Source organism: Paraburkholderia domus (genome assembly GCF_905220705.1).
Lineage (GTDB): Bacteria > Pseudomonadota > Gammaproteobacteria > Burkholderiales > Burkholderiaceae > Paraburkholderia > Paraburkholderia domus.
The window spans coordinates 72374-95273 of the sequence record NZ_CAJNAT010000021.1; the positions used below are offsets into that span (position 1 = coordinate 72374).

Genomic DNA, 22900 nt, shown 5'->3' on the forward strand with positions numbered 1-22900 from the left:
ATCGCAAGGACTGGAAAGACTCGTTTATGACCCGCCCGACCACGCAGATTTTCGACGCTGCCGCCACCGCGCGGCTGATCCCGTATCCGACGCTCGTCGACACCTTGAAGCGCGCGAGCATCGACTACGCGCAGCAACGTATCGTGAGTCCTGAACGACTCGTCGTGCCGCTCAACGAGGGCGGCATCATGCTGTCGATGCCGGCCACCGCGCCCGATCTCGCGATCCACAAGCTGGTCAACGTGTGCGCAAGTAACGGACCGCGCGGCATCCCGACGATCCATGGCCAGGTGATGGCCTTCGACGCCGACACCGGCGAGACGCTCTTCATCCTCGACGGGCCGACGGTAACCGGGCGTCGCACGGCGGCGATGTCGATGCTCGGCGTACACACGTTCGCGCCGGCGAGGCCGCACGAATTCCTGCTCATCGGTACCGGCACGCAGGCCGTGAATCATCTGGAAGCGATCGGCGAACTGTTCCCCGATGCGCGCGTGTGGGTGAAGGGCAGTGCGCCCGCGCGGGCTGAAGCGTTTTGCGCCGCCCATGGCACACGCGGCGCGCATGGCGGCAAGGCGCGCGAACTGCAACCGCTGACCGACCCAGATGGGAACATTCCTGATTCAATCGACGTGGTGATCGCGCTGACCACCAGCAAGCAGGCCGTCTATGACGAAGCGGCGCGTGCGGACCGGCTCGTGATCGGCGTCGGCGCGTTCACGCCGGCCATGGTCGAGATCGGCGCGCGCACGATCGCAGGCAGCGCGCTGTTCGTCGACGACGAAGCCGGCGCCCGACATGAAGCCGGTGATTTCATCCAGGCCGGCGTCGATTGGGCGCAGGTCGGTGGAATTGCCGCAGTGGTGGAAAATGCCACGTTGTTGCCGCCAGGAAAACCGCTTGTTTTTAAAAGCGTCGGTTGCGCGGCGTGGGATCTGGCGGCCTGCCGCGTGGCGCGCGAAGCCTTGTCAGGCGGCTGATCGCGGACCGTTTGCAAGGCCCGGCGCAGGGCGGTTCGCAGGTCCTGGTTGGCATCTTGCGCCAACCTGCGGCACATGTTGCCGTGCAAACAATCTCAAAACGTTGCAACATAGACGTTTGCCAGAAAAAGGTGCCGGTCCGCCGGCGTTTTTTTGCCCTTTGTCCGTTGACTTGACGCCTACCACGACGCTGCGACCGCGCTATGACGACCCACCACGCTTCTGCCACTCCCGACCTGCCGCTCGACATGATCATCTTCGGCGGCACCGGCGACCTGTCGTTTCGCAAGCTGCTGCCCGCGCTCTACATGGCGCATCTGCACTGCAATCTGCCGCCGGATACCCGCATTCTCACGATCGGCCGCAAGCCGTGGTCGCGTGAGGAGTACATCAACGAATTCATGGAAGCGAAGGCGAAACCCTTCATCGAAAAGAAGGCGTTCGATGCCGCCGCCTGGGACAAATTCCTCGCGCTGTTCGAGTACGTGCGCATGGATGTCGATTCGGTCGAGGACTACCAGCGTCTGAAGGAGGCCTCGCGCGACGGCGTGCGCCGCGTGTTCTATCTCGCGACTTCGCCGGACCTGTTCACGCATATTTGCGAAAACCTTTCGGCAGCGGGATTGGTCGACGAGAATTCACGGGTTGTGCTCGAGAAACCGCTGGGCCACGATCTGGCGTCCGCGCAGGAGATCAACACGGCGGTCGGCAAGCATTTCAGCGAAGCGCAGATCTACCGTATCGACCACTATCTCGGCAAGGAAACCGTGCAGAACCTGATGGTGCTGCGCTTTGGCAACGCGATTTTCGGCCCGCTGTGGCAGGCGCCGTATATCAAGCGCGTGCAGATCACGGTGGCCGAAGAGGTCGGCGTGGGCAGCCGCGCGGGCTTCTACGATAAGACTGGCGCGCTGCGCGACATGGTGCAGAACCACTTGCTGCAACTGCTGTGCATCGTCGCCATGGAGCCGCCGGTGTCGCTCGATCCGGATGCGGTGCGTGACGAAAAACTCAAGGTGCTGCGCTCGCTGCGGCCCATGACGCCCGAGGATATCGCTCGCGATACCGTGCGTGGCCAGTACACGGCCGGCGCGGTGAACGGCGAGCCGGTCAAGGGCTACCTCGAGGAAGACAACGTGCCGCCGGGTAGCCGTGCCGAGACTTTCGTCGCGTTGCGCGCGCATATCAACAACTGGCGTTGGGCCAATGTGCCGTTCTTCCTGCGTACCGGCAAGCGTATGCAGAAGAAGGTGTCGGAGATCGTTATCGAGTTTTCCGAGTTGCCGTTCTCGATCATTCCGAGCGGTGGGCGCAACTACGGCAACCGTCTCGTGATCCAGTTGCAGCCGGAAGAATCGATCCAGTTGCAGATGCTCGCAAAGGAGCCGGGCAGCGGCATGCACATGCTGCCGGTGAATTTGAATCTGGATTTGCAGCAGGCTTTCACCGAGCGTCGCGCGGAAGCGTATGAGCGTTTGCTGATCGACGTGATTCGCGGACGCCTCACGCACTTTATGCGCCGCGACGAACTCGAAGCCGCATGGGCGTGGGCCGAACCGATTCTGGAAGGCTGGAGCAAGTCGGGCGACAAGCCGCGCGGCTATACGGCAGGTACGTTCGGACCGGCTGCGTCGACAGCGCTGATGGCGCGGGAAAATGCCGTGTGGGCGGAAGAATCGCAGTAAGCAGGGTATTTCGCTTTGGTGGTTCTCTGACGCTTTGAAGTGTTAGCCACATAAGAAAAGGCGGCCCGCAGAAACGGGCCGCCTTTTTTCGTTACGTGTTGCCGTGCTGATTTAAGGCAATGAAATCGTTAACGTGGCTGATTGCGGTCCGAGTTTGACCACCTGCGAATACGGCGCGAGCGTGCGCAACGTCTGATCGCGCAGATAGGTGTTCAGGCCGAGATAAGCGAGCAGTCCGACCAGCGCGAACACTGCGCCGATCGACCACAATGGCACCTCACGCTTGAGCACGTCCTCGTGACTCGCGGCAGCCAGGTTCGTGGTCTGCGCGGCTCACAGCCGCCGCAGCAGCGTTCACGGTTTTGAAGCTCTCATTGCTGACGATGCGTGTCACTCGACGCGCATCTGCTTCACCGGAAACTCGAGCAACGCACACACGTGCGCGCAGGTGGGCACCCTGGTCGGGATAGAGCGCCTTGATCGGCTCGGTTTCGCTGGGATCGAATGCTTCGAGCAACACGTCAAGTTGACCGGATACATCCGCTCGCCGCCCGGGGGGGGGGGCAGAGGATGACGGTCGTCAAACGTTTCGACAATCCGAACTCTTTCAATTTTTATAGTTGATCTGCTGACGCAGTTGGTGCGGAGGACACTACCGAACTAACGCGTCCGCAATATTGCGAATCTGCATGAAACCCGCCTCAGGCGGGATGCAGGCCACGCAACAGTTGACGGACTCGCGACAGGTCCTGATCGACGTGTTCGGTCTGCTCGAACAATTCCGCGAGCCAGTCGACGAAGGCCCGCACGCGCGGGGACACGCGGCGATTCTTCACATACGCGACCGAAACCGGCATCGGCACGGGTTTCCATTGCGGCAGCACTTCGCGCAACAGTCCCGAATCGAGGTAGGGCTGTGCGGCGATCCGTGCGGGTTGGATCAACCCCAGACCTTGCAATCCGCAGGTGAGATAGGCCTGCTCGTCGCTGACTTTGACGAAGCCTTTGACCTTGACGTTTTGCGCTTCACCGTCCACTTCGAAGTCGAAATCGACGTCGCGGCCGTTATGCGGCGACATGCAATTGACGGCGACGTGTCCGCGCAGATTGTCGAGGTCGGCGGGCGTGCCGTGACGGGCCAGGTAGGCTGGGCTTGCGCATGTCACGTGCTCGAGGGTGCCTAATTGCCGCGCGATCAGATTCGAATCTGGCAATTCGCCTAGCTGGATGCTGCAGTCGATGGCTTCCGAGATCAGGTCAACCGTGCGGTTGCTGATGCCGATCGCCAGATCGAGGTTCGGATAGCGGGTGTGGAAGTCGTCCAGAGCCGGCAGGACGATGGCGCTCGCTACCGCGCCGGGCATCTCGATGCGCAGGCGGCCGGTCAGGTTATCCGTTGCATGACGGAGGCTGGCTTCCATTTCGTCGATGTCGGCGAGGATTTGCGCGCAGCGCTCGTAGTAGGCTGCGCCTTCTGGCGTGATGCTCAGGCGCCGCGTTGTGCGGGTTAGGAGGGCGGTGCCTAGCAGGGCCTCCAGGTTCTGGACGATGGTTGTCGCTGTCGCGCGGGGGATGTCTAGGGATTCCGCTGCGCGGGTGAAGCTGTTGGTGTCCACGATTCGGATGAATGTCCGCATTGCAGTTATTCTGTCAATCACGATTCAAACTCCTGTTGGTGTTAAGGGTTCTCTTTTTGCCTTTGGCGGCGGCATTGTCTGTGTGCCTGCGGCGATGGCTTTTTTTTGCTTTTGGTTTTTTGTCTTGCTCAGTGCGTGTGTTTGTTTGCCTACGGCGTTGGGCTTTGCCTGGCTTGGTTGCCTGCGCGGCGCTTGTTTCTGTGTGCCTGCGGTGTGGGCCTTTCCTTGGTTTCTTATTGGTCTATTAGCGTCGCCCCTGTGCGGGGCGGCACCTACTTTTCTTTGCATGCCGCAAAGAAAAGTAGGCAAAAGAAAGCGGCTCAAACCGCTAGCTCATAAGTGGGTCCTCTGGCTTGGAGGGGACAGTGGAGCATCTGGAATCTGTGCTCTCGCATATTTCGCCCCGGTGACAAGGCAGTCATTCTTCCGGCGGCGCTGCGCGCGCCGACGTGGTGCTTCGTTAGAGCCGCCCGCCGTTGTTATGCCCAACAGCACTTCACAAAGCCGCCCGCTGTATTTGATGCCCGAGGCACTTCAAAAAGGCGGTTTGCCGTATTTACGCTCAGCAGCAGTTCACCCGGCTCCCCGCCGGTTTTGATATTCGCAGCACTTCAGAAGCTGCTTGTCGTAGTCGGTACTCGCGGCATTTAATCAAACCGCCTTCAGCCTTCAGCCTTCAGCCTTCAGCCTTCAGCCTTCAGCCTTCAGCCTTCAGCGCTTCGCATGCCGCTAGTTATGTTGAGCATCGCGGCGACTCCGAGACACTAAGTCCGTCAACATTTCGCCGAGGCGAAGCCGACGGCCCCCACCTCGTCCAAACGAAGCCATGGGTTTGCATGATGCCCCCTTCCGGCGAGCACGGAGTGCGAGGCGGGAGGTATGACGGCTTTGTCACTCACGCTGAGTGCGCGAGAGCACAGATTTCAGATGTACCACTATCGTGGCTGTGCGGGGGACCCGCTTAATAATTAGCGGGGTGAGCCGCTTTCTTTTGCCTACTTTTCTTTGCGGCATGCAAAGAAAAGTAGGTGCCGCCCCGCACAGGGGCAACGCTAATAGACCACTAAGAAAACAAGGAAAGGCCAACGCCATAGGCAAACAGAAACCAAGCGCCGCGCAGGCAAAAACCCAATCACTTCCGTAAGGAATCCAGATCAACCACAAACCGATACTTAACATCACTCTTAAGCATCCGTTCAAAGGCCTCATTAATCCCCTGCATAGGAATCACTTCAATATCCGAAGTAATCCCGTGCTCGCCGCAAAAATCGAGCATCTCCTGCGTCTCGGCAATGCCGCCAATCAATGACCCAGCCAGACGGCGACGCTTGAAGATCAGATTGAACACCTGCGGCGACGGATGATCATGCTCCGGAGCACCCACCAGCGTCATCGTCCCATCACGCTTCAGCAGATTCAAAAACGGATTCAAATCATGCTGCGCAGCCACGGTATTCAGAATGAAATCGAAGCTGTTGGCATGCGCACCCATCTCCTCAGCATTCTTCGAGATGACAACCTCATGCGCACCAAGCCGCTTGGCATCTTCAATCTTCGACGGCGACGTCGTAAACAACACGACATGCGCGCCCATCGCACGGGCCAACTTCACACCCATGTGACCCAGGCCGCCCAGCCCGACAATCCCGACCTTTTTGCCAGGACCGGCACCCCACGTGCGCAGCGGCGAATACGTCGTAATGCCCGCGCACAACAACGGCGCCACACCCGCCGGGTCGAGATTCTCCGGCACGCGCAGCGTGAATGCCTCATCCACGACCAGTTGCGTCGAATAACCACCGTAAGTGACCTGACCGTCAACCCGGTCAACACCGTTGTACGTGCCGACAAAACCGTTTTCGCAATACTGTTCGAGACCTTCCTCGCAACTCGCACACGTACGGCATGAATCGACCAGGCAGCCCACGCCCACCAGATCGCCTGCCTTGTACTTCGTCACGTCCGGGCCGACCGCCGTCACGCGGCCGACAATTTCATGGCCCGGCACCACCGGAAAAACCGTGTTCTTCCATTCGTTGCGTGCCTGGTGCAAGTCGGAATGGCACACGCCGCAGAACAGGACTTCCATCTGCACGTCATGGGCGCGCAGTTCGCGGCGCTGGATTTCGAACGGAGCGAGCGGCGCGGTAGCGTCGGTCGCTGCATAGGCATAAGTCGTGCTCATGGGTAGCTCCAGCAAAGAGGGTGATGTCACAAGGCGCCGACGATGAGCGACACGCGTCGCCGATGCGGCTAAACCTTGTCGTGAACCGGGATCACGGCGCGGGCGGTGGTCGACGTATTCACCGAAAAAGTGAACTGGCAACCAGGCCCGGCGCAGCGCGGAAATAGATGATCCGGCAGGGTTCCCATAGTAGGAGCCAGGAGCGAACCGGGGAATACCTGAATGTCTTGAAGATTTGCCTAAAACTCCTGGCAATGAGCGCAGTAGGTCGTTTGGTGCTAAATTTCAAGCATTATTCTCTTGCGCGTCACTATATCGTCATGTCAACCCGTTCCGTTGAACCCGTATCGGTCGAGCGCGGCCCGGCCAACCGCGACCCGGCTGGCGGCCCCGTCGATCCTGCGCAGCAGCGTCTGGTCGAATTATTCGATTTGCTCGCACCCACTCCGGGCATGACGCGCTCGAGCTTCGAAGGTGTCAACCTGATGCGCGCCAATAGTCCAATGCCGCGTATGCCCGTGATGTACGAGCCGAGCATCGTGATCGTCTGCCAAGGGCGCAAGCGTGGTTATCTCGGCGATCAGGTGTTCCAGTACGACGCGCAGCAGTATCTGGTGCTGTCGGTGCCGCTGCCGTTCGAATGTGAAACCGAGGCGAGCCCGGAAGAGCCGTTCCTCGCCATCTCGGTGCGTGTCGATCTGACCATGGTGGCGGAGTTGTTGATGGCGCTGAACGAAACGCAAGGCGCCACGCAGAACGAGCCGCTCGGCATCTATTCGACGCCGCTCGATCCGGCTCTGAGCAATGCCGTGCAGCGTTTGATGGAAGCGCTGGCCTCGCCGCTCGATGCGCGCATTCTCGCGCCTGGCGTAGTCCGCGAAATCTGTTATCGCGTGTTGACGGGCGAGCAGGGCGATGCGATTCGCGCGGCGCTCACGCATCAGAATCATTTCGGCCGCATCGCCAAGGCGCTAAGGCGCATCCATGCCGACTATCACGGGCAACTCGATGTCGATACGCTCGCCTCTGAAGCGGGCATGAGCCTCGCCGTTTTTCATGCGCAATTCAAGGCTGTGACAGCGACGTCGCCGATGCAGTACGTGAAGACCACGCGTTTGCATCACGCGCGGTTGCTGATGGTGCAGGATGGTTTGAATGCAGGTGCGGCCGCTGCGCGGGTCGGTTACGAAAGCGCGTCGCAATTCAGCCGCGAGTTCAAGCGCCTGTTCGGCTTGAGCCCCGTCGATGAAGTCAAGCGCATGCGCGCTGTGTACGATGCGCCGCCGCCGCGCTTGGTCAAGCCGGTCGCGCGTTATGTGACAGCGGTATAAGCGCGTTTGCAGAAAACGTCGTTATAGACCGCTGAACCAGTTGTACCCCTGGTCTTCCCAATAGCCACCAGGGTTCGTGTTGGTCACGAAGATCGCCGCGATGTGCTTCGGATTCTTGAAACCCAGTTTGGTCGGCACGCGCAGCTTCAGCGGATAGCCGTATTTGGCCGGCAGCGGCGCGTCGCGGAAATCGAGTGTCAGCTGGGTTTGCGGATGCAAGGCCGTCGCCATGTCGAGGCTCGAATAATAACGATCCGCGCATTTGAAGCCGACGTAGCGTGCGCTCAGATCGGCGCCGATGCGTTCGAGGAACGTGCGAAACGGCACGCCTCGCCATTGCCCGATCGCGCTCCATCCTTCGATGCAGATGTGCCGCGTAATCTGTGAAGCCTGCGGCAAGGCGCGCAGTTGATCGAGATTCCACGTGCGCTTGTCCTGCACCAAACCCGACACTTCCAATTGATACGTCGAACCGTCGATATCCGGTGCGTCGAACTCCGGATAGAACGCGTTGAATGGGAACGGGTCAGTGATTTCGCTTGCCGAATAGGTGGGTGCAAGTTTGTTGCGGTCGAACAGCCATCCTTGCACGCGATCGTTCCAGCGCGACATGGCCCATAAAACCTTGTCGACCGAATCGCCGTCCTGCATGTTGCAGCCCGAGAGCATCGCTAGCGCGCCGATCGAAAGCGAAGAACGCAGGAACAATCGCCGTTGCAATCGTTCAATTTGCGGTTTGTGGTCGGCGAGGACAATGCGCGCGCTGCGCGAGTCCTTGCGTTCTGATTCGCTCATGCCTTGCTCCTTTCGTGCGTGGCGATTCGGGCGCGACCGGTCAACATCGGCAGCAGCGTGCGCGGCACCAGCAGCACCAGCGCCAGATGCACGACGACAAAACCCACCACGCCGGCCATCGCGACAAAATGCACGCGACGCGCGAAATCGAAGCCGCCGAAGAGCGCGGTAAGCCACGAGAATTGCACGGGCTTCCAGATCGAGAGCCCCGACGCGACCAGCAGCACGCCCAGCAACAGTACGAGGAGATAGAGCGCGCGCTGCACCGCGTTATATTTGCCGGTATCGTGCGGCAGCTTGAACTGCATCGCTAGTGCGGCATCGTGTACGACGTCGCGTGGATAGACGGGCAACAGTTTGCGACGGAAATGGCCTCGCCCGATGCCATACGCCAGATACAGCAGGCCGTTCGCGCACAACAGCCACATCGCCGCGAAATGCCATGCAATCGAGCCGCCCAGCCAGCCGCCTACAGTCGCCCACAGCGGAAATTTGAATGGAAAGAAAGGCGACGCGTTATAGATCGCCCAGCCGCTCATCACCATGCAGACCATCGCAAAGGCGTTAATCCAGTGCGTGATTCGTACGACGAGCGGGTGGACGACAGAGCGCACTTGCGGTTCGGGCATGGCGAGCGGTGATGAGACAAAGAAAATTTGAAAGCCGCGTCATTGAGGCACGCGGCTATTCGAATGGCTGAAACGGCGAACGCTTGAAAAAGCGCCGGATCACATTGGCGGCGTTACACCGTGCTCGCCGGCCGAGATGAAATTCGCCGCCATCGAGCCGTCAGTTTCCTTATGAGCGAACAGCACGACCTTCGCGCCCGGTACCAGCAGCGAACGGTCACCCGGTTCGAGCGCGACGATAGGCACGTCTTGCGGAATCACGATCTTCTTTTCGCCGTCCTTGTACTTGACGGTGATCGTGCGGCCGTTGCTGACCACGAGCGAGCCCACCGTGCCGTTGGTCATCGTGCTGTTCGAGCCGAGGTCCCACGGGCGATGACCTTCGCCGGAGCCGCGCATGCTGGCCGGGAAGACGTGCACTTCGAGTGCCTTCAGCGTGCCATCGGGCTGCGGGATCGCGGCGGTGCCGACATAGCTGTCCGGCTTGATATCGTTGGCGCTGGCGATCGCGACGCCGCGAATCGGCGTGTCCTTGGCGAGCTTCACGTCGACGTCTTTGCCATCGCGCGTGTGGACCTTGAGCACGTCGCCCGAGAGCGAGGTCACCGTGCCGCGTACGCCGGTGGGCGCAGCGGTCTGGGCTTGCGCGGCGGATCCCGCGGCGAACAGCGAGGCTGCGACGAGCGCCGGGGCGACGATGGCGCGAATCGCATTAGCGGAAACAATCTTCATGAGTCTGCTCTGGGTGGGTGAAGGATAGGGTCAGGTTAGGCGCGCGACTGGCTCCGGAGAGTGACAGACGGATGACAAAAACGTCATGAACGGCGCGCCGCGGCCACGTAGAATGGCCGCCATATCCACGTCTTCATTCATGACCCGCGCCCACGGCGGCGCTCGGGGTCGGAAACCAGGCACCATGAGCATCCTCGTCATCGAAGACGACCCGAAAACCGGCGACTACCTGAAGAAGGGGCTGCGTGAAAGCGGCTACGCAGTCGATCTCGCGCGCACCGGCACGGACGGCCTGCACATGGCACTCGAACACGCATATGACCTCGTGGTGCTGGACGTCATGCTGCCGGGCATCGACGGTTGGGAAATCATGCGTGCGCTGCGGGCGCGCCGTGACCTGCCGGTGATTTTCCTGACCGCGCGCGATCACGTCAGCGACCGCATCCGCGGCCTTGAACTCGGCGCCGACGATTACCTCGTCAAACCGTTCTCGTTCACCGAACTGGTGTTGCGCATCCGCACATTGCTGCGCCGCGGCGTGATCCGCGAGAGCGATGTGTTCGAGATCGCCGACCTCAAGCTCGACGTCCTGCGCCGCAAGGTCACGCGCGAAGGCGTCGAGATTCCGCTGACCAACAAGGAATTCATGCTGCTGCATCTGCTGGTGCGCCGTCAGGGCGAAGCGCTGTCGCGTACGCAGATCGCCTCGGAAGTGTGGGATATGAATTTCGACAGCGACACCAACGTGGTGGACGTGGCCATCAAACGCTTGCGCGCCAAGGTCGATCATCCGTTTGAAAAGAAGCTGATTCATACGGTGCGCAGTATTGGCTACACCTTCGGCGAAGGCTCATGAAACTGTGGACCGAACGTTCGTTGACGGCTCGCACCACGGTGCTGTTCGCGTCGATCGCGTGCGTGGTGATCGGCACGCTGGGCGCGTATTTCTATCACTCTGCCCAGCTGTCCTTGCAGCGCCGCGCGGACGTGGTGCTGACCGGGCGTGTGGAACATTTCAGCCGCATCGTGCGCGATCTTTATTCGGTCAGCGAATTGAAGAACCGGCCGTTGCTGTTCGAGACCATGCTCGGCGCCGAGGAAGACGTGCTGCTGTTCCGCCGGCCAGGCGAAGCGCCGTTCATCGACGTGAACCCCGGCAACATTGCGGTGCCCGCGCTGCAGGGCGGCACAGAGGGCCGGCTGCCGACGCTCTCGGACATCCGCCAGACGATGTTGCCGGACGGCGTGCCGGTTCATTGGGCGGTTGCTACTGTCAAGGCGCGCGAGGACGGCAGCGAGGTCGAAGTGATCGCTGCGCATCCGATGACTCAGGAAGTGCGGATGCTCGCCGCGTACCGCAATCGCATTGTGCTGGCCACGCTGACCGGCATGCTCGCGGCCACGTTGCTCGCCTACTATGTGCTGCGCCGCGCGTTGCGGCCGGTGCGCGAGATCGCCACGCGGGCGGCGCAGATCAGTCCGGCGAGTTTGTCGGTGCGGCTCGATAGCGAGGCGGCGCCGGTCGAATTACGCCAGCTCACGCACGCCTTCAACGCCATGCTCGACCGTCTCGCCAATGGGTACCAGCGCCTCTCGCAGTTCTCCGCCGATCTGGCGCATGAAATTCGCACGCCCGTGGGCGCCTTGATCGGCCAGACCCAGGTGACGCTCGCCAAACCGCGCGAAACCGACGAGTATCAGCAACTGCTCGAGTCGAATCTCGAAGAGCTGAACCGCTTGAGCAACATCGCCGAAAATATTCTGTTTCTCGCCCACGCGGACCATGCTGCGCTGTCCATCGACCGTGAGCCGGTCGACCTGCGCGTTGAACTGGCCAAGATTGCAGACTATTTCGAAGGCCCCGCCGACGAACGCGGCATGCGCTTTACCGTCGAGGCTCAGGGCGTGGCGTCGGTCAATCCGATGCTATGCCGGCGGGCGATCAACAATCTCGTCGTCAATGCGGTGCGATACGGCGCGGGCCATACGGTGGTGCGTTTGAGCGGCACGCAGGACGAACAGGGCGCGATCGTGGTGGTGGAGAACGACGGCGCGCCGATTCCTCGCGAGCAACTGGACCGCCTGTTCGATCGTTTCTACCGCGCGGATGCGGCGCGCAGCGCGTTCACCGAATCGAGCGGGTTGGGACTCGCGATCGTCAAGGCGATCATGCATCTGCACGGCGGCACGGCGCGTGTGGTATGTCCGGTGCCGGGTGTGGTGCGCTTCGAATTGCGCTTTCCGGGCGCTTAGCGGGCTGCTTGCGTGGCTGCAGTCGTGTCCGGCTCGTGGCAACACACACAGAGCTTGTTGCCATCGGGATCGCGGAAGTACGCGCCGTAATAGTCCGCGTGATAGTGCGGACGCAAACCCGGCGGCCCTTCGCAGGCGCCGCCTTGAGCGAGCGCCGCAGCATGCGCGCGATCGACCGTGGCGCGGTCATTGGCAAGGAGGGCCAACATCTGGCCGTTGCCTGCGGTGGCGGGTCCACCGTTGTAGGGCTTGCTAATCACAAACAGTGGCCGCGGTGCATCGGCCGCCATCCAGCCGGCCCAGCAAGCATCTTCATCGCGGAACTTGAGCCGCAGCCCTAAGGTTTCCATCAGCACGCTATAAAAATCGAACGCGCGCTCGAAATCCGAAATGCCGACGAATACATGGGAAAGCATTAGTGCCGCTCCTCGTTTGCGTTGCAGGCCGGTTCAAACCGGGCGGGATTCTTCAAACCTTTGCTGGCCAGCGGGTTGCCGTTGGCGTCTTTGACGACGCGCTCGTGGGCGCGTCAGCGTTCGCGGTGGTGGTCATCGGCCACTCATGTGCGTTATCCGGGTAGACGTGATTTTAGCCGTCCGGGTCAGTGTGTATTGCGAAAGCGGGCAGGAATCGTCGACATGATGTTGTCCACATGACCTTTCAAACGAGCCCGCGAGCCTTGCGGACGGCTTTCGACTATGACGGTCAATCCGCGATGGCCAGTTCTTTTGACAGCGCAAGTAGCTGTTCCAGATAGTGCGCTACTCCATCCCTGTAATTGGGTAGCGCCTGCGGAAGGTTCGGTAAATGACATTGCAACTCGGTCATGGCGTTACCCATGAGCACACCGTGACCTACCGATCTGAGAAGTTCCATGTCGTTCATCGCGTCACCTAGGGCAATGGTCTGCGTGAGCGAGATATGTTGGCTCGCAAGAAACCGCTTGGCGGCGGTCATTTTGCTCAGATTCCGCGAGACTATATCAATGGTTTTCGGGGATGATTTGCTTGACTCGGATACAGCACCAAAGCGCTCGCGCAATGCGACGAGCGCTGTATCGGTTGTATTGGCGTCACCGTGCAGAAGAATCTTGAATGGCGCAATGTTGTGGAGTGTCCGTTCGTCATGATAGTGGCAGGTCAGCCCGGAGCTCGCAATATAACCGGTGAAGTCGGGATTGGGCGTCAAGGAATGCCAGCCAGCGCGCGAAAACAACGTGACGTGCAAAGGGAGACGGCGCGTAAAGCGCAGAATTTTTCCACTCAACGCCGGTGCCAGTGTTTGTTCAAATACAGGTGAATGTTGCGGACCAGTCTTGACCAGAGCACCGTTACAGGAGAGAACAGTTGGCGCGAAGCTGAGTTTTTGCAAGACTCGTCTGGCGTCTTCATCAAGTCGCCCGGTGGCAATAATGATCATCATGTTGCGCCGGTGCAGAAGTTCAAGAATTTTGATGGAGTAGTCCGAAATCATTCCGCGGTCGTCCAGAAGGGTGCCATCAAGATCGATAACGACAGCACGCCATGGTTCGGAAGATTCTCTGGAACGTAAAAGTTGAGATGACATTGAAGTGCTCCTTTCGATCACGCATGATCCACTGGTGTTTTTAGAGAAACTACATTTCACCCCGTGCCAAAAGCGTGTTTTGCACAGTTGATGGATTAATCGGCGCCGTCACCATGTTGATTAGCACCGAAACAAAGCGTGCCAGGAGCTGAGCGGCCGTCTCTTCACTCAGCTCTCGCGCGTCGTAGAACAATTGAAGCTGCAGACCTTCCGATTGGGGAGTCAGACAAAACACTGTCTGATGGTTGCTGCCGGAAACCGCCTCCAGCAAACTGATTCTAAATGGTGGATCACTGCCCAGATCGAGTTCGGGCATATTCTGAAACACGAACAAGCTGCCAAAGGGCGACTCGGGAACCCAGTTCTGGTTGTAATGGTTCAAATCATAGAAGGCGAATTGCTGACGGTCCGGTTGAGTACGGGCAATGTCATCAAGCAGGTCTGCCACGCTGCGTTGACGAATCGCCGTCAAGCGAAGCACCGGACTGGCGATAAACAGCCCAACCAGATGCTCAGCGTCGTCGACTTGCGTCGGCCGTTCACTCATCGTTGACCCGATAGAGATGTCGTCCTCGTCCAGACTTTCGGAAAGCGTCACCATCCATGCCAACTGGCAAAGCTGATTCGCGGTATAGCAGTGCGTCTTGCCGAATGCATAGAGCGCGTCTTTCTGTTTCAACGTCAGTGTCGAGTTCACGCACCGCATGCGGAAATGGCGACGCGTATCGACCGTTCTCGTGGCGTCGCTGGGTAAGCGCTGGTTCTGCTTCGCGTCTTGCAGGTAGAGACCCCAGAACGTTCGCGCTTGCTGCTGGTTGAAATCGCGCCGCAGAAATATGGGGAATGGGGAAAAACTGCGAATGCGATTGGCCGCCGGTACGCCCTCACGGAGCGAAACATACGCCGCGGCGATCTCTCTCAACAAGGTTCGAAACGACCATCCGTCAAATAGAACGTGGTTGAACGTAAAGATCAGTATGTGGCGTTCGGCGTCGATTCGAGCCATAAAGATGCGAAATAACGGAGGCTGCTCGAAGTCGAATGGCTGATTACGTTGTTGCAAAATGGTCTGGCGCAAGGTGTCTTCCCTGGCTCGTTCGTCGAGCACGCTCCAATTCGCGATCTGAATCGGCACCGTTACCTGCTTACAAATAAATAGATGCGGATTGCCAGGGGAGCCCATGTCGCTGAACCCCGCCCTCAGGACGTCGTGTTGCGCCGCGACATGTGCCCACGAGTCAGCCATGCGCTGCGGATCGAACAGTCCATCTATTTGAAAAACGGCCTGGTCGATCTGATAGTCCGGATCGACGCGATTGAAATACATCAGTTCGCGCTGCACATCGGTCGCGCGGTAGACATTCTCGATTTTATGCTTTTCCTGAAGCCGATCCAATTCGGCCGGAGCGATTGCCGTATCGGGAAAATCACTGGGGGTAAACAAACTGTGCTCTTGCGAGGTTTCGCTTGCACACAGGTCAATGATCTCGTTGAGCGCGCCGGTGAAATCGTTCGCCAGTTTTTGCGCGACATCGTGACGTAAGCGGCTTGTGAGAGACAGTTGCAAACTTTGCTCGAAAACGCCGCCAGCGATGTTGATGAGATTGCGATCCTCGTTGCGAGGGTCTACCAGGGTGCCGCAACCGTTGATAGAGAGTTGCCATGCACCGCCTGATTCGCCGGATGTGAATTGTCCGAGGTAGTTAAAGCTAATAGGGGGAAGGCAATGGGCTTTGAGCGCGCCGATGTCGATATCGCCGGTGTACGTGTATTTAAGCGCGCCGTAACCTATCCCCTTATCGGGAATTGCTCTCAGGGATTCCTTGATGCTGCGCAATGTACCGATAGTCGTATCTTCGGTCGCGAGCTTGATGGGATACATGCAGGTAAACCAGCCAACCGTGTGGCGGATATCCAGATTCGGATTGATCTCTTCTCGGCCATGACCTTCGAGCGTGAGCCAGCTTTCCCGGGAACCGTGCCAGCGCTGCAGTGCAATGATCAGCGCGCTAAGCAGAAGATCGTTGATTTCAGTATGGAATGCAGTTGCTGTTTCCCTAAGCATGCGACTGGTTTGCACCGTGTCGAGCTGGATTGGGGTGTGGTGATAGTCAGCGATGATGTCGGCACGTTGCCAGTAGTTCGGCTGGTTTGCAATTTGGCGCTGCCACATCGCAAGCTGGCTCGAATGTTCTGTCGCGTAGTTTTCGACTGCAGCTACCCATTGCCGATAGCTGCTTCCCTTTTTTTGCAGAGATTCCCCTCGGCTCAGTGTCTTTACGTCGTCCTGGATAATGCGCCAGGAAATGGCATCCATCACCAGGTGATGGGCTGCAAAGAACAGGTGCTGCTGATCGGCTGCTGCGATGTTGTGAATCCATGCAATGCACCAGAGTGGGCCGCGTGTCAAATCGAAACCGCTTTGCAATTTGGTCAGGTGGTTTTCCAGGGCTTGCTGTCCCATGGCCGCGTCCAGTATCACCACTCGGGGGGCGGGGAGATCTTTCTGATAGCTTTGCGCGGTGATTCTCGTCACATCATGCTGGAAGTTCGCCCGCAGCATGTCGTGGCGGGCATGTAAGGTCGCGATCAAATCGTCCACGGCCGAGCGTTGCATTACCGGCACGTGCACAATAAAGGCCTGATTCCAGTGATGCGGTCTCGGAAACTCTTGAGATGCGAACCAGCTTTGTATTGGCAGGAGCGGAAACTGTCCGCTTAGCGTCCCTTGTTCACTAATCTGTCTTGAGGTGGTTTGGCGGTTCTCCAACCAGCTTGCGAGGCGGGCAATCGTTCGTTGTTCAAACACGTCGCGTACTGTGCAGACAATGGCGCGTTTGCGTAATTCGGAGGTTAGCAAGATGCTCAGAATGGAGTCACCGCCAATGCGGTAAAAATCATCTTCCACGCTGATTTGTGTCGCGCCGAGCACGTGGCACCATGCAGCATGCAGGTTTTTTTCGAGGGCGGATCGTGGCGCGAGCCCTGATGCGTCGTCTACTCGGGTTTCAAGTGTGTGCAGCGCTGCTCTATCCAGTTTTCCATTCAGCGTCAGTGGCAAAGAGTCCAATGGGATAAAGTGAGCCGGGATCATGTAGTCTGGCAACTCCTGGGTCAGCCAGGCGCTCAGATGTTCGACAGTCAAGGGGCTGGCTGCGACATACCAGGCCAGCAGTTCGTGCCGGCGTCCACTTTGTCCTTGTTGCTCGCGGGCGGTGACAACGCACTGCTTAATGTCTGAATGCATCAGAAGTTTCGCTTCAATCTCTCCTAGCTCGATACGATAGCCACGAATCTTGACCTGGAGGTCATTGCGACCTAGATACTCCAACTGGCCGCTCGCGGACCATCGAACCAGATCACCCGTTTTGTACATGCGCTCCTGCCCATCCTTGACAAAAGGATTGCTGACGAAACGATCGTGTGTCAGTGATGGCAAGTTCAAATAGCCGCGGGCCAGACCTCCGCCGCCTATGCAAAGTTCACCGATAGCGCCGCGTGGAAGCAGGTTGCCGTGCTGGTCAAGCACATAGCATGTGCGATGTTTCAGCGCGCGACCGATGGGAATAGGGCTCGTACTCTCAGTGCTTGTGGCGTCCGTGATGCTGTAGGTCGTGGCAAGTACCGTACTCTCCGTCGGTCCGTAGCCATTGAGAATGACTTCCGGTCGTAAAGGCTGGTTCGCCAGTTGACGCATGATCTCCGGCGTCAGCGCTTCCCCCCCTACCAACAAGTAGCGAAAGCGAGAAAACTGCGCGGGATTTGACAAAAACATGTGATCGAATAGGCTCCGGGTGATGAGGCCAATAGTCACCTGCTGCTCGCGCAGAAACGCTTCAAAAAGCTGCGAGTCGCTCCACAGTTGTTCATGCTCCACCGACATTGCCAGTCTTGCGCCATTGAGCAAAGGTCCCCAGATCTCCATGGTTGCTGTATCGAAGGCCAGGCTGGCCATTTGCAGAAATGTATCTTGCTCGTCTATGCGTATGGTGTCGGAGTCAACGACAAGTCCGATGATGCTGGACTGCTCGATCAGGACCCCCTTAGGATGACCTGTGGTGCCGGACGTGTAGATCACATTCGCCAGATGACCTGGGCCACGATAAACGCGAGGATTTTCTTCACTGGCGTGGGCGGCGCAATGCCGATCGACGACGATCCATTCGGCATGAGGTGCGCAAGGCTGCAAACCCGGTAAGAGGGCTGCCTGTGTCAACACGAGACGACTGCCCGCATCGGCGAGGATATAGCGCTGGCGCTCGGAAGGCGCTTCGGGATCCATCGGTACATAGGCTGCCCCGGCTTTGATTACCGCCAGCAAGGCAATCAGCGTGTCCAGGCTGCGGGTCATGCAAACTGCGATCAGCGTGTCTTCTTCTAGCGGTAAGCCGGTCAGTTGCTGGTAACGCTGGCGAATATGATGCGCGAGTTGGTTGGCGCGCCGATTGACTGACTGATAGTCGTATTGATGGGTTTCACTCGCAAGGGCAATACGCGTCCCATGACGCTCCACCATCAACTCAAAACGTGCTGCCAAACCGTGATCAGGCACTGGCGAGGCTGGAGGATTCCACGCGTGGATGAGCTGATATCGTTCCTCAGCCGAAACGATATCAAGTGTGCCGTGCGGTGTTTCTCCCGCGCCGGGTAGGGCGAGCAGTACGTTTCGAAATTGCTCCGTCAAACGCGCGATATCAACGAGCGCAAAGCTGTCTGCATCATATTCAAAGCGCAGCGTCAGTTCATCTTGTTGGTGCCGGGCAGTGATGACCAGCGGGTAGTCCAACTGCTGCTGGGAATTGCTCGGTCGCGCGTGCAATTGCCGTGGAGCAGGCAGCGCATTCGGGTAGTTTTCAAATGCAATCAGGCTGTGGAAGAGACGGTCCTCGCCGCGTTGCCGCGTTGGTGGCGTACTGTGGCAGTAAGTATTTAGCTCCCCGATGCGCCGCTGGATCTGGCTGAGCATTTCATCTACGGTCGCTCCTTGCGGCCAGTTCAAGACCAATGGCAAGGGGGCGCCATAGAGCGGGCCGCAGGTGTCAAGTCCGTCCTTGTCGAAATCCCGCTCGCGGACGATGGATCCGACTGCGGTTTGCGAAGCGCCACTCCAGACCTGGAGGATCTTGTGCCAACTGAACTGCACAAGCGCATGCACCGTAAGCCCCCGGGCATGGCAGAAAGCTTGCAGCGATGCGGTCAGTGAGGCATCCACCGTCAGCCCCTGAGACGCAATGTTTGCCACAGTACACACTCGTCGCGGATCGAAACGTCGCGTTGCCATGACACCGATGTCAATAGCTGGTCCGAGGTCTCTACGTTGCTCTATCGACCACGCGTCTTCCACTCCTTTGGCGCGGTGAGCGCGGAGAGTCTCGGCGGGGTTGGGCGCGGTGAGTGTGCCTTGCTCCTGTTCGTCAACCGGCGGCAAAATGCCGATCGGTACATCTGGCAGCAATAGCAACTGCCGCAGAAAGAAATGAAAATGCCTGGAACACGCGTGCATTTGATCCGCAGAAAACACGTCGCGCAAATAACGTAGGCGAAAGGTGAAGTTGTCGTCGTACTCGCAGTACTCCAGCAAGAGTGATGCACCGCCCATATCGTCGAAGTAGCGCTGATTCGCTTTCGTTTTGCAGTCGCCGAACTGCATTGCGTAATCGCGCAGATTCGTTTGTGCAAACCCTATATCGAAGAGATTGACGCCGCAAGCTCGCACGATCTGGTGAGTGGGCAGTTCGGTATAGCGACCGCCGCTGGCCGAACGCGCTTCCCGAAAGAATTTTAAGTTGCCCTCGTACAACTGGCGGAATGTCCCGCTCAGCAGCTGACGCATTGGTAACGCGGCGACGTTGATATGCGCACCCAGGGAAAAATCACGCCCGGCCTCAATAGACACAGGGAAACTGATCTGCATGGTATCCGTGCTGCCGTAGCGGCCCAGGAGTGCCCCCCACGCACTGATAAACAGGTGAAATGGTTTAACGTGGCGAAGCGGTTTATCTGGGCGACAGTTCTTCAATTCCGGCTTGCTCAGTGAGAAAAATATGGCATTGCCCTGGCGGTTCAAGCGATCCGCCCCGGGGAGTTGTGCAGTGGCGTGGTTGCGATTGAAATCGTGGCGCCGATTTTTCCAGAAAATATCACCACCCGATCGATGCAGTTCTTCACTGTCGCGTGAGATTTTTTCATTGATCCTGGAAATTTCCTTCACTCCGAGCGGCCTTGAGGTGACGATCCCGTTGTACCGCGCCTCGATTCCTTTAATAAATTGATCTAGCGATGGACCGTCGATAATCAAATGATGTACTACGATGATCAACTCATACTCCTCCTGTCTGATCTCAAATAATGCAAATCTGTAGAGTGGCCCGCGTTCAAGATCAAATGCCTGTCTTACGAATGCTTGTTGTTCGTCGATGCCGCTAAATCGACGCAGTCGTCCCGATGTAAGATTCTTCACCCAAAAAAGCTGACCGTCTTCGTCGAGAAGATGGCTATCGAATAACACGTGATCAGCAATAAATTCATCAATTGATTTTTCCAGAAGTGCGATGTCCAGTGGGCCGGTAATCGTTTGATCCACGACGACATTGTAGGAGCATGACTCCGGTGAAATCTTGAATTCGTTCCAGAAAATCAATGAATATGGAGAGCATTTTATCTTGTGCATAAAATTATCCAGTATTTAAATGATCGACACCGTAGCTGCACGCTATGCTAGCGTCTGTCAATGCGGCCAATCCACACCCGATCCCGATCGAGGATAGGCAAATCGGTGAGGTAGCCAACAAGCATGTAAACGGGTTTTTCGAGAAGCACCGGCATATTTTCGATGATTCGTGGTGCATGCTTGCTGTGAAGCAGGACGCGGCAATTTTTCCTGAATAGTGCTGCAACCCCCAGCCCCCACGTAAAGTGGGAGGCTGTAGTGTCTGAAATGTCAATGACCTCGGCATATTCCTCGGTTATTCCGACGGTAAGATATTTTTCCTCGTCGCGAAGATAATGAATTTTCTGATATAAAGGATGGCTGCCGAGATAGTTGCTGGTACGTTGATCTCGCTTGCGGCCAAGATGATTTCGCCAGACGTAATCCGGGATATGGTGCAATTCCGTTAGCGTGCGTGATTCAACCGGTTGGGGTTGGCAGGTAACTTCCGTGTAATCAATAATCTGGGTTCTGGGCGTGAAGTATTTATGGAATATTTTTTCGTAGGTGAGGATTTTTCTTGCGTCAGAAAAACACATGACCAGATCGGATTTGTTGTTGTAAGCGTGCCGAAACAGGTTGATTATCACGTTTCGTGATTTGCAGCGTTTGTCGACACCGAGGTCGCCCAGTAAGTTCACGGCAAGCTCGCGATTGTTTATCCGGAATTCATAATTTCTGGAATACATTATCCCGAGACATTCCTCATTTTCCTCAAAACAGATGGCTTGATGATTCGATGGTTCGCAGCCAAGCGGGTCGTGGAAATTTTTCCAGTTGAAATAGTGTTTTCCTCCCAGATCTCTTTCGAAAAAGTGAGTGAGCAGGTCGTAGTCCATTTCTTGCATCGCGCGTCGAACAAACACGGGGCCTCCGTTGAAAAAGCCGTGGGAAACTGCACGTTGTCGAGTGAGGCGAGGAGGGGCCACTAGCCGAACGTTCTCAGCAGCAGTCTTATCGCATCGCCGTCCGTTCAGATGGCATCGCCGGTGCGACGAACGGGGGTGTGCATTTGCCGTTCAAGGGCACCGTCTCTTAAGGCCCTCATTGCATCCGCGTCGACATCCAGCGAAAACGCGGCCACGCCGCCTCTGCCAGGGCGTATCGGCCCGATCGGCTGAAGCACCAGTCCCAAGCGCCGATAGAGTCGTTGCATGCCGCAAGGAGCAACGCCGATCAAGCGACGCACTCCTAACTGTCCAGAATATAAAAAGAGCGATTCCAGGAGTCTGCGCATTGTTTGAACGTTGACGGCGGCGCCGTTATGGAAAGTTGTGAATCGAGACAATTCCCATGTGAAAGGGTCGCTTATCAACGGACGGGAACATAAGTCGGGAAAGATTTCACCCAGAAGGTAGGGCTGAGTGGTGGGCAGCAATCGCGCATAGCCACAGATACGGCGGTCCTGCGTATAGGCAACGACGTTAGTGGAGTCGTCGCGATCAAATTCGTCCCATTCCTCGACCGTTTCAGCACTAACGGACGGTAGTTCCCATTTCATATGTTTGACGAACACCGTATGTCGATACAAGCCAAGTTGCTGTCTTGCGGCGGGGCTCAGGTTCTTCATTTTAGTGACTACAATATCTTCCATGACACATCTCCGTACTTATAGCAATCCGTACGCAACCGCATAGGCTGCTGCGCTGCCCTTGGAGGGGGCAGCGAGTTTTCTCATGCAATTTTTCACATGAAAATTCACTGTATCGACTGAAATATCAAGGGCGTTTGACACCCCCTTTGCCGACTTTCCGTCCGCGGTCCAGCGGAGAACCTCGATTTCGCGATCGGTGAGTTTCACGTTGTTTGTGGCGAGCCGCTGCCGATCCGAAATCCCGGTGATGCACGACATCGAAAGATGGGCGAGAGCGGCGAGAAAAGGCCGCAGTGCTTTGACCTCTTCAGAACTGAGCGGATGACTGTCCCTTGCTAGCGAGTAGACCCCCGGCTGTCCGCGCGGCCCCCAGCAAGGCTGCGAAATACCGATGGCGAGTCCCGCTGACTTCGCTTCGTCCCATAGTTGTTTCGCGCCGGCAAAGAGATCGTCGTTCCATATTGCGGGAGTAAGGTCGGCCGATTCTAGTCGGGCGACGGGATCTACCTTCAGATACTCCTTTTCCCGATATCTCGACACCCATGACTCGGGATAGGAGCTTTTTATAAAGATGTTTCTCGAACTGAAAGGCGTGCGCGTGACGTAGCCAAATGCAAAATATGGAAATCCGAGATCTTGCGACGCACGCGACAGCGTGGAAAATGCTGCGTCGATGTGCGTACAGGTTTGCAATTGGAAGAATAGATCGCTCCACCAATCGGATAGATGTCGAGGCACTGTTGGACTCCGCTATTCAAGTTCTACTGACTGACTTTTTTTGAATGAATTAGTGCGCATTCCTGG

At 57.7% G+C, this 22900-nt stretch carries 16 protein-coding genes and 1 pseudogene; 5 read left to right on the plus strand and 12 right to left on the minus strand.

What is annotated here, in order from left to right; translation table 11 throughout:
* Positions 1-26: 26 nt before the first annotated feature.
* Both lhpI and zwf read left to right on the plus strand, forming a co-directional pair.
* Positions 27-980 (plus strand): bifunctional Delta(1)-pyrroline-2-carboxylate/Delta(1)-piperideine-2-carboxylate reductase, encoded by a 954-nt coding sequence (gene lhpI / locus KHO31_RS27765; protein ID WP_201078589.1) that lies wholly within the window; start codon positions 27-29, stop codon positions 978-980.
* Between the two features lie 203 nt (positions 981-1183).
* Positions 1184-2665, plus strand: a complete 1482-nt coding sequence (gene zwf / locus KHO31_RS27770) for a glucose-6-phosphate dehydrogenase (protein ID WP_201078587.1) — start codon at positions 1184-1186, stop codon at positions 2663-2665.
* 111 nt (positions 2666-2776) lie between these two features.
* Here zwf and KHO31_RS27775 read toward each other — a convergent pair.
* From KHO31_RS27775 to KHO31_RS27785, 3 genes and pseudogenes are all read right to left on the minus strand, one after another.
* Positions 2777-2953, minus strand: a pseudogene (locus tag KHO31_RS27775) (DotU family type IV/VI secretion system protein); the annotation flags it as partial.
* A gap of 413 nt (positions 2954-3366) precedes the next feature.
* Entirely contained in the window at positions 3367-4323 is a 957-nt protein-coding gene (locus tag KHO31_RS27780; RefSeq protein ID WP_201078585.1) for a LysR family transcriptional regulator, read from the minus strand.
* Positions 4324-5434: 1111 nt separating this feature from the next.
* Complete coding sequence (locus KHO31_RS27785; protein ID WP_201078583.1) at positions 5435-6487, minus strand: NAD(P)-dependent alcohol dehydrogenase; 1053 nt, start codon at positions 6485-6487, stop codon at positions 5435-5437.
* Positions 6488-6807: 320 nt separating this feature from the next.
* Between KHO31_RS27785 and KHO31_RS27790 the strand changes: the two genes are divergently transcribed.
* Entirely contained in the window at positions 6808-7818 is a 1011-nt protein-coding gene (locus KHO31_RS27790) for an AraC family transcriptional regulator (protein WP_407945968.1), read from the plus strand.
* 21 nt (positions 7819-7839) lie between these two features.
* On the opposite strand, the gene KHO31_RS27795 is transcribed toward KHO31_RS27790, so the two are convergent.
* The 3 genes from KHO31_RS27795 to KHO31_RS27805 form a co-directional block, all read right to left on the minus strand.
* A complete protein-coding gene (locus KHO31_RS27795) occupies positions 7840-8613 on the minus strand; it encodes a molybdopterin-dependent oxidoreductase (protein WP_201078581.1) in 774 nt (257 codons plus the stop codon).
* Positions 8610-9242, minus strand: coding sequence for a cytochrome b/b6 domain-containing protein (locus KHO31_RS27800; RefSeq protein ID WP_201078579.1), 633 nt, complete (start codon positions 9240-9242; stop codon positions 8610-8612). Before KHO31_RS27800 ends, KHO31_RS27795 begins: the two co-directional genes overlap by 4 nt.
* A gap of 99 nt (positions 9243-9341) precedes the next feature.
* On the minus strand, positions 9342-9974 hold the full coding sequence (locus tag KHO31_RS27805; RefSeq protein ID WP_201078577.1) for a hypothetical protein: 633 nt from the start codon (positions 9972-9974) through the stop codon (positions 9342-9344).
* A 184-nt stretch (positions 9975-10158) separates the two neighbouring features.
* Between KHO31_RS27805 and KHO31_RS27810 the strand changes: the two genes are divergently transcribed.
* Entirely contained in the window at positions 10159-10830 is a 672-nt protein-coding gene (locus KHO31_RS27810) for a heavy metal response regulator transcription factor (protein ID WP_201078575.1), read from the plus strand.
* A complete protein-coding gene (locus tag KHO31_RS27815) occupies positions 10827-12227 on the plus strand; it encodes a heavy metal sensor histidine kinase (RefSeq protein WP_201078573.1) in 1401 nt (466 codons plus the stop codon). Before KHO31_RS27810 ends, KHO31_RS27815 begins: the two co-directional genes overlap by 4 nt.
* Here the strand turns inward: KHO31_RS27815 and KHO31_RS27820 are convergent.
* The 6 genes from KHO31_RS27820 to KHO31_RS27845 all read right to left on the minus strand — a co-directional run bounded on the left by KHO31_RS27820 (position 12224) and on the right by KHO31_RS27845 (position 22834).
* Positions 12224-12643, minus strand: coding sequence for a VOC family protein (locus KHO31_RS27820; protein WP_201078571.1), 420 nt, complete (start codon positions 12641-12643; stop codon positions 12224-12226). The two genes, KHO31_RS27815 and KHO31_RS27820, sit on opposite strands and share 4 nt — an antisense overlap.
* Positions 12644-12932: 289 nt before the next feature.
* Complete coding sequence (locus KHO31_RS27825; RefSeq protein ID WP_201078569.1) at positions 12933-13793, minus strand: HAD family hydrolase; 861 nt, start codon at positions 13791-13793, stop codon at positions 12933-12935.
* Positions 13794-13842: 49 nt separating this feature from the next.
* Positions 13843-20463: a non-ribosomal peptide synthetase gene (locus tag KHO31_RS27830; RefSeq protein WP_201078567.1), complete on the minus strand. Its 6621-nt coding sequence runs from the start codon at positions 20461-20463 to the stop codon at positions 13843-13845.
* A gap of 47 nt (positions 20464-20510) precedes the next feature.
* Complete coding sequence (locus KHO31_RS27835; RefSeq protein WP_201078565.1) at positions 20511-21341, minus strand: hypothetical protein; 831 nt, start codon at positions 21339-21341, stop codon at positions 20511-20513.
* Between the two features lie 134 nt (positions 21342-21475).
* Complete coding sequence (locus KHO31_RS27840) at positions 21476-22096, minus strand: acyl-homoserine-lactone synthase (RefSeq protein ID WP_201078563.1); 621 nt, start codon at positions 22094-22096, stop codon at positions 21476-21478.
* 15 nt (positions 22097-22111) lie between these two features.
* Entirely contained in the window at positions 22112-22834 is a 723-nt protein-coding gene (locus KHO31_RS27845) for an autoinducer binding domain-containing protein (protein WP_201078561.1), read from the minus strand.
* Between the last annotated feature and the right edge of the window lie 66 nt (positions 22835-22900).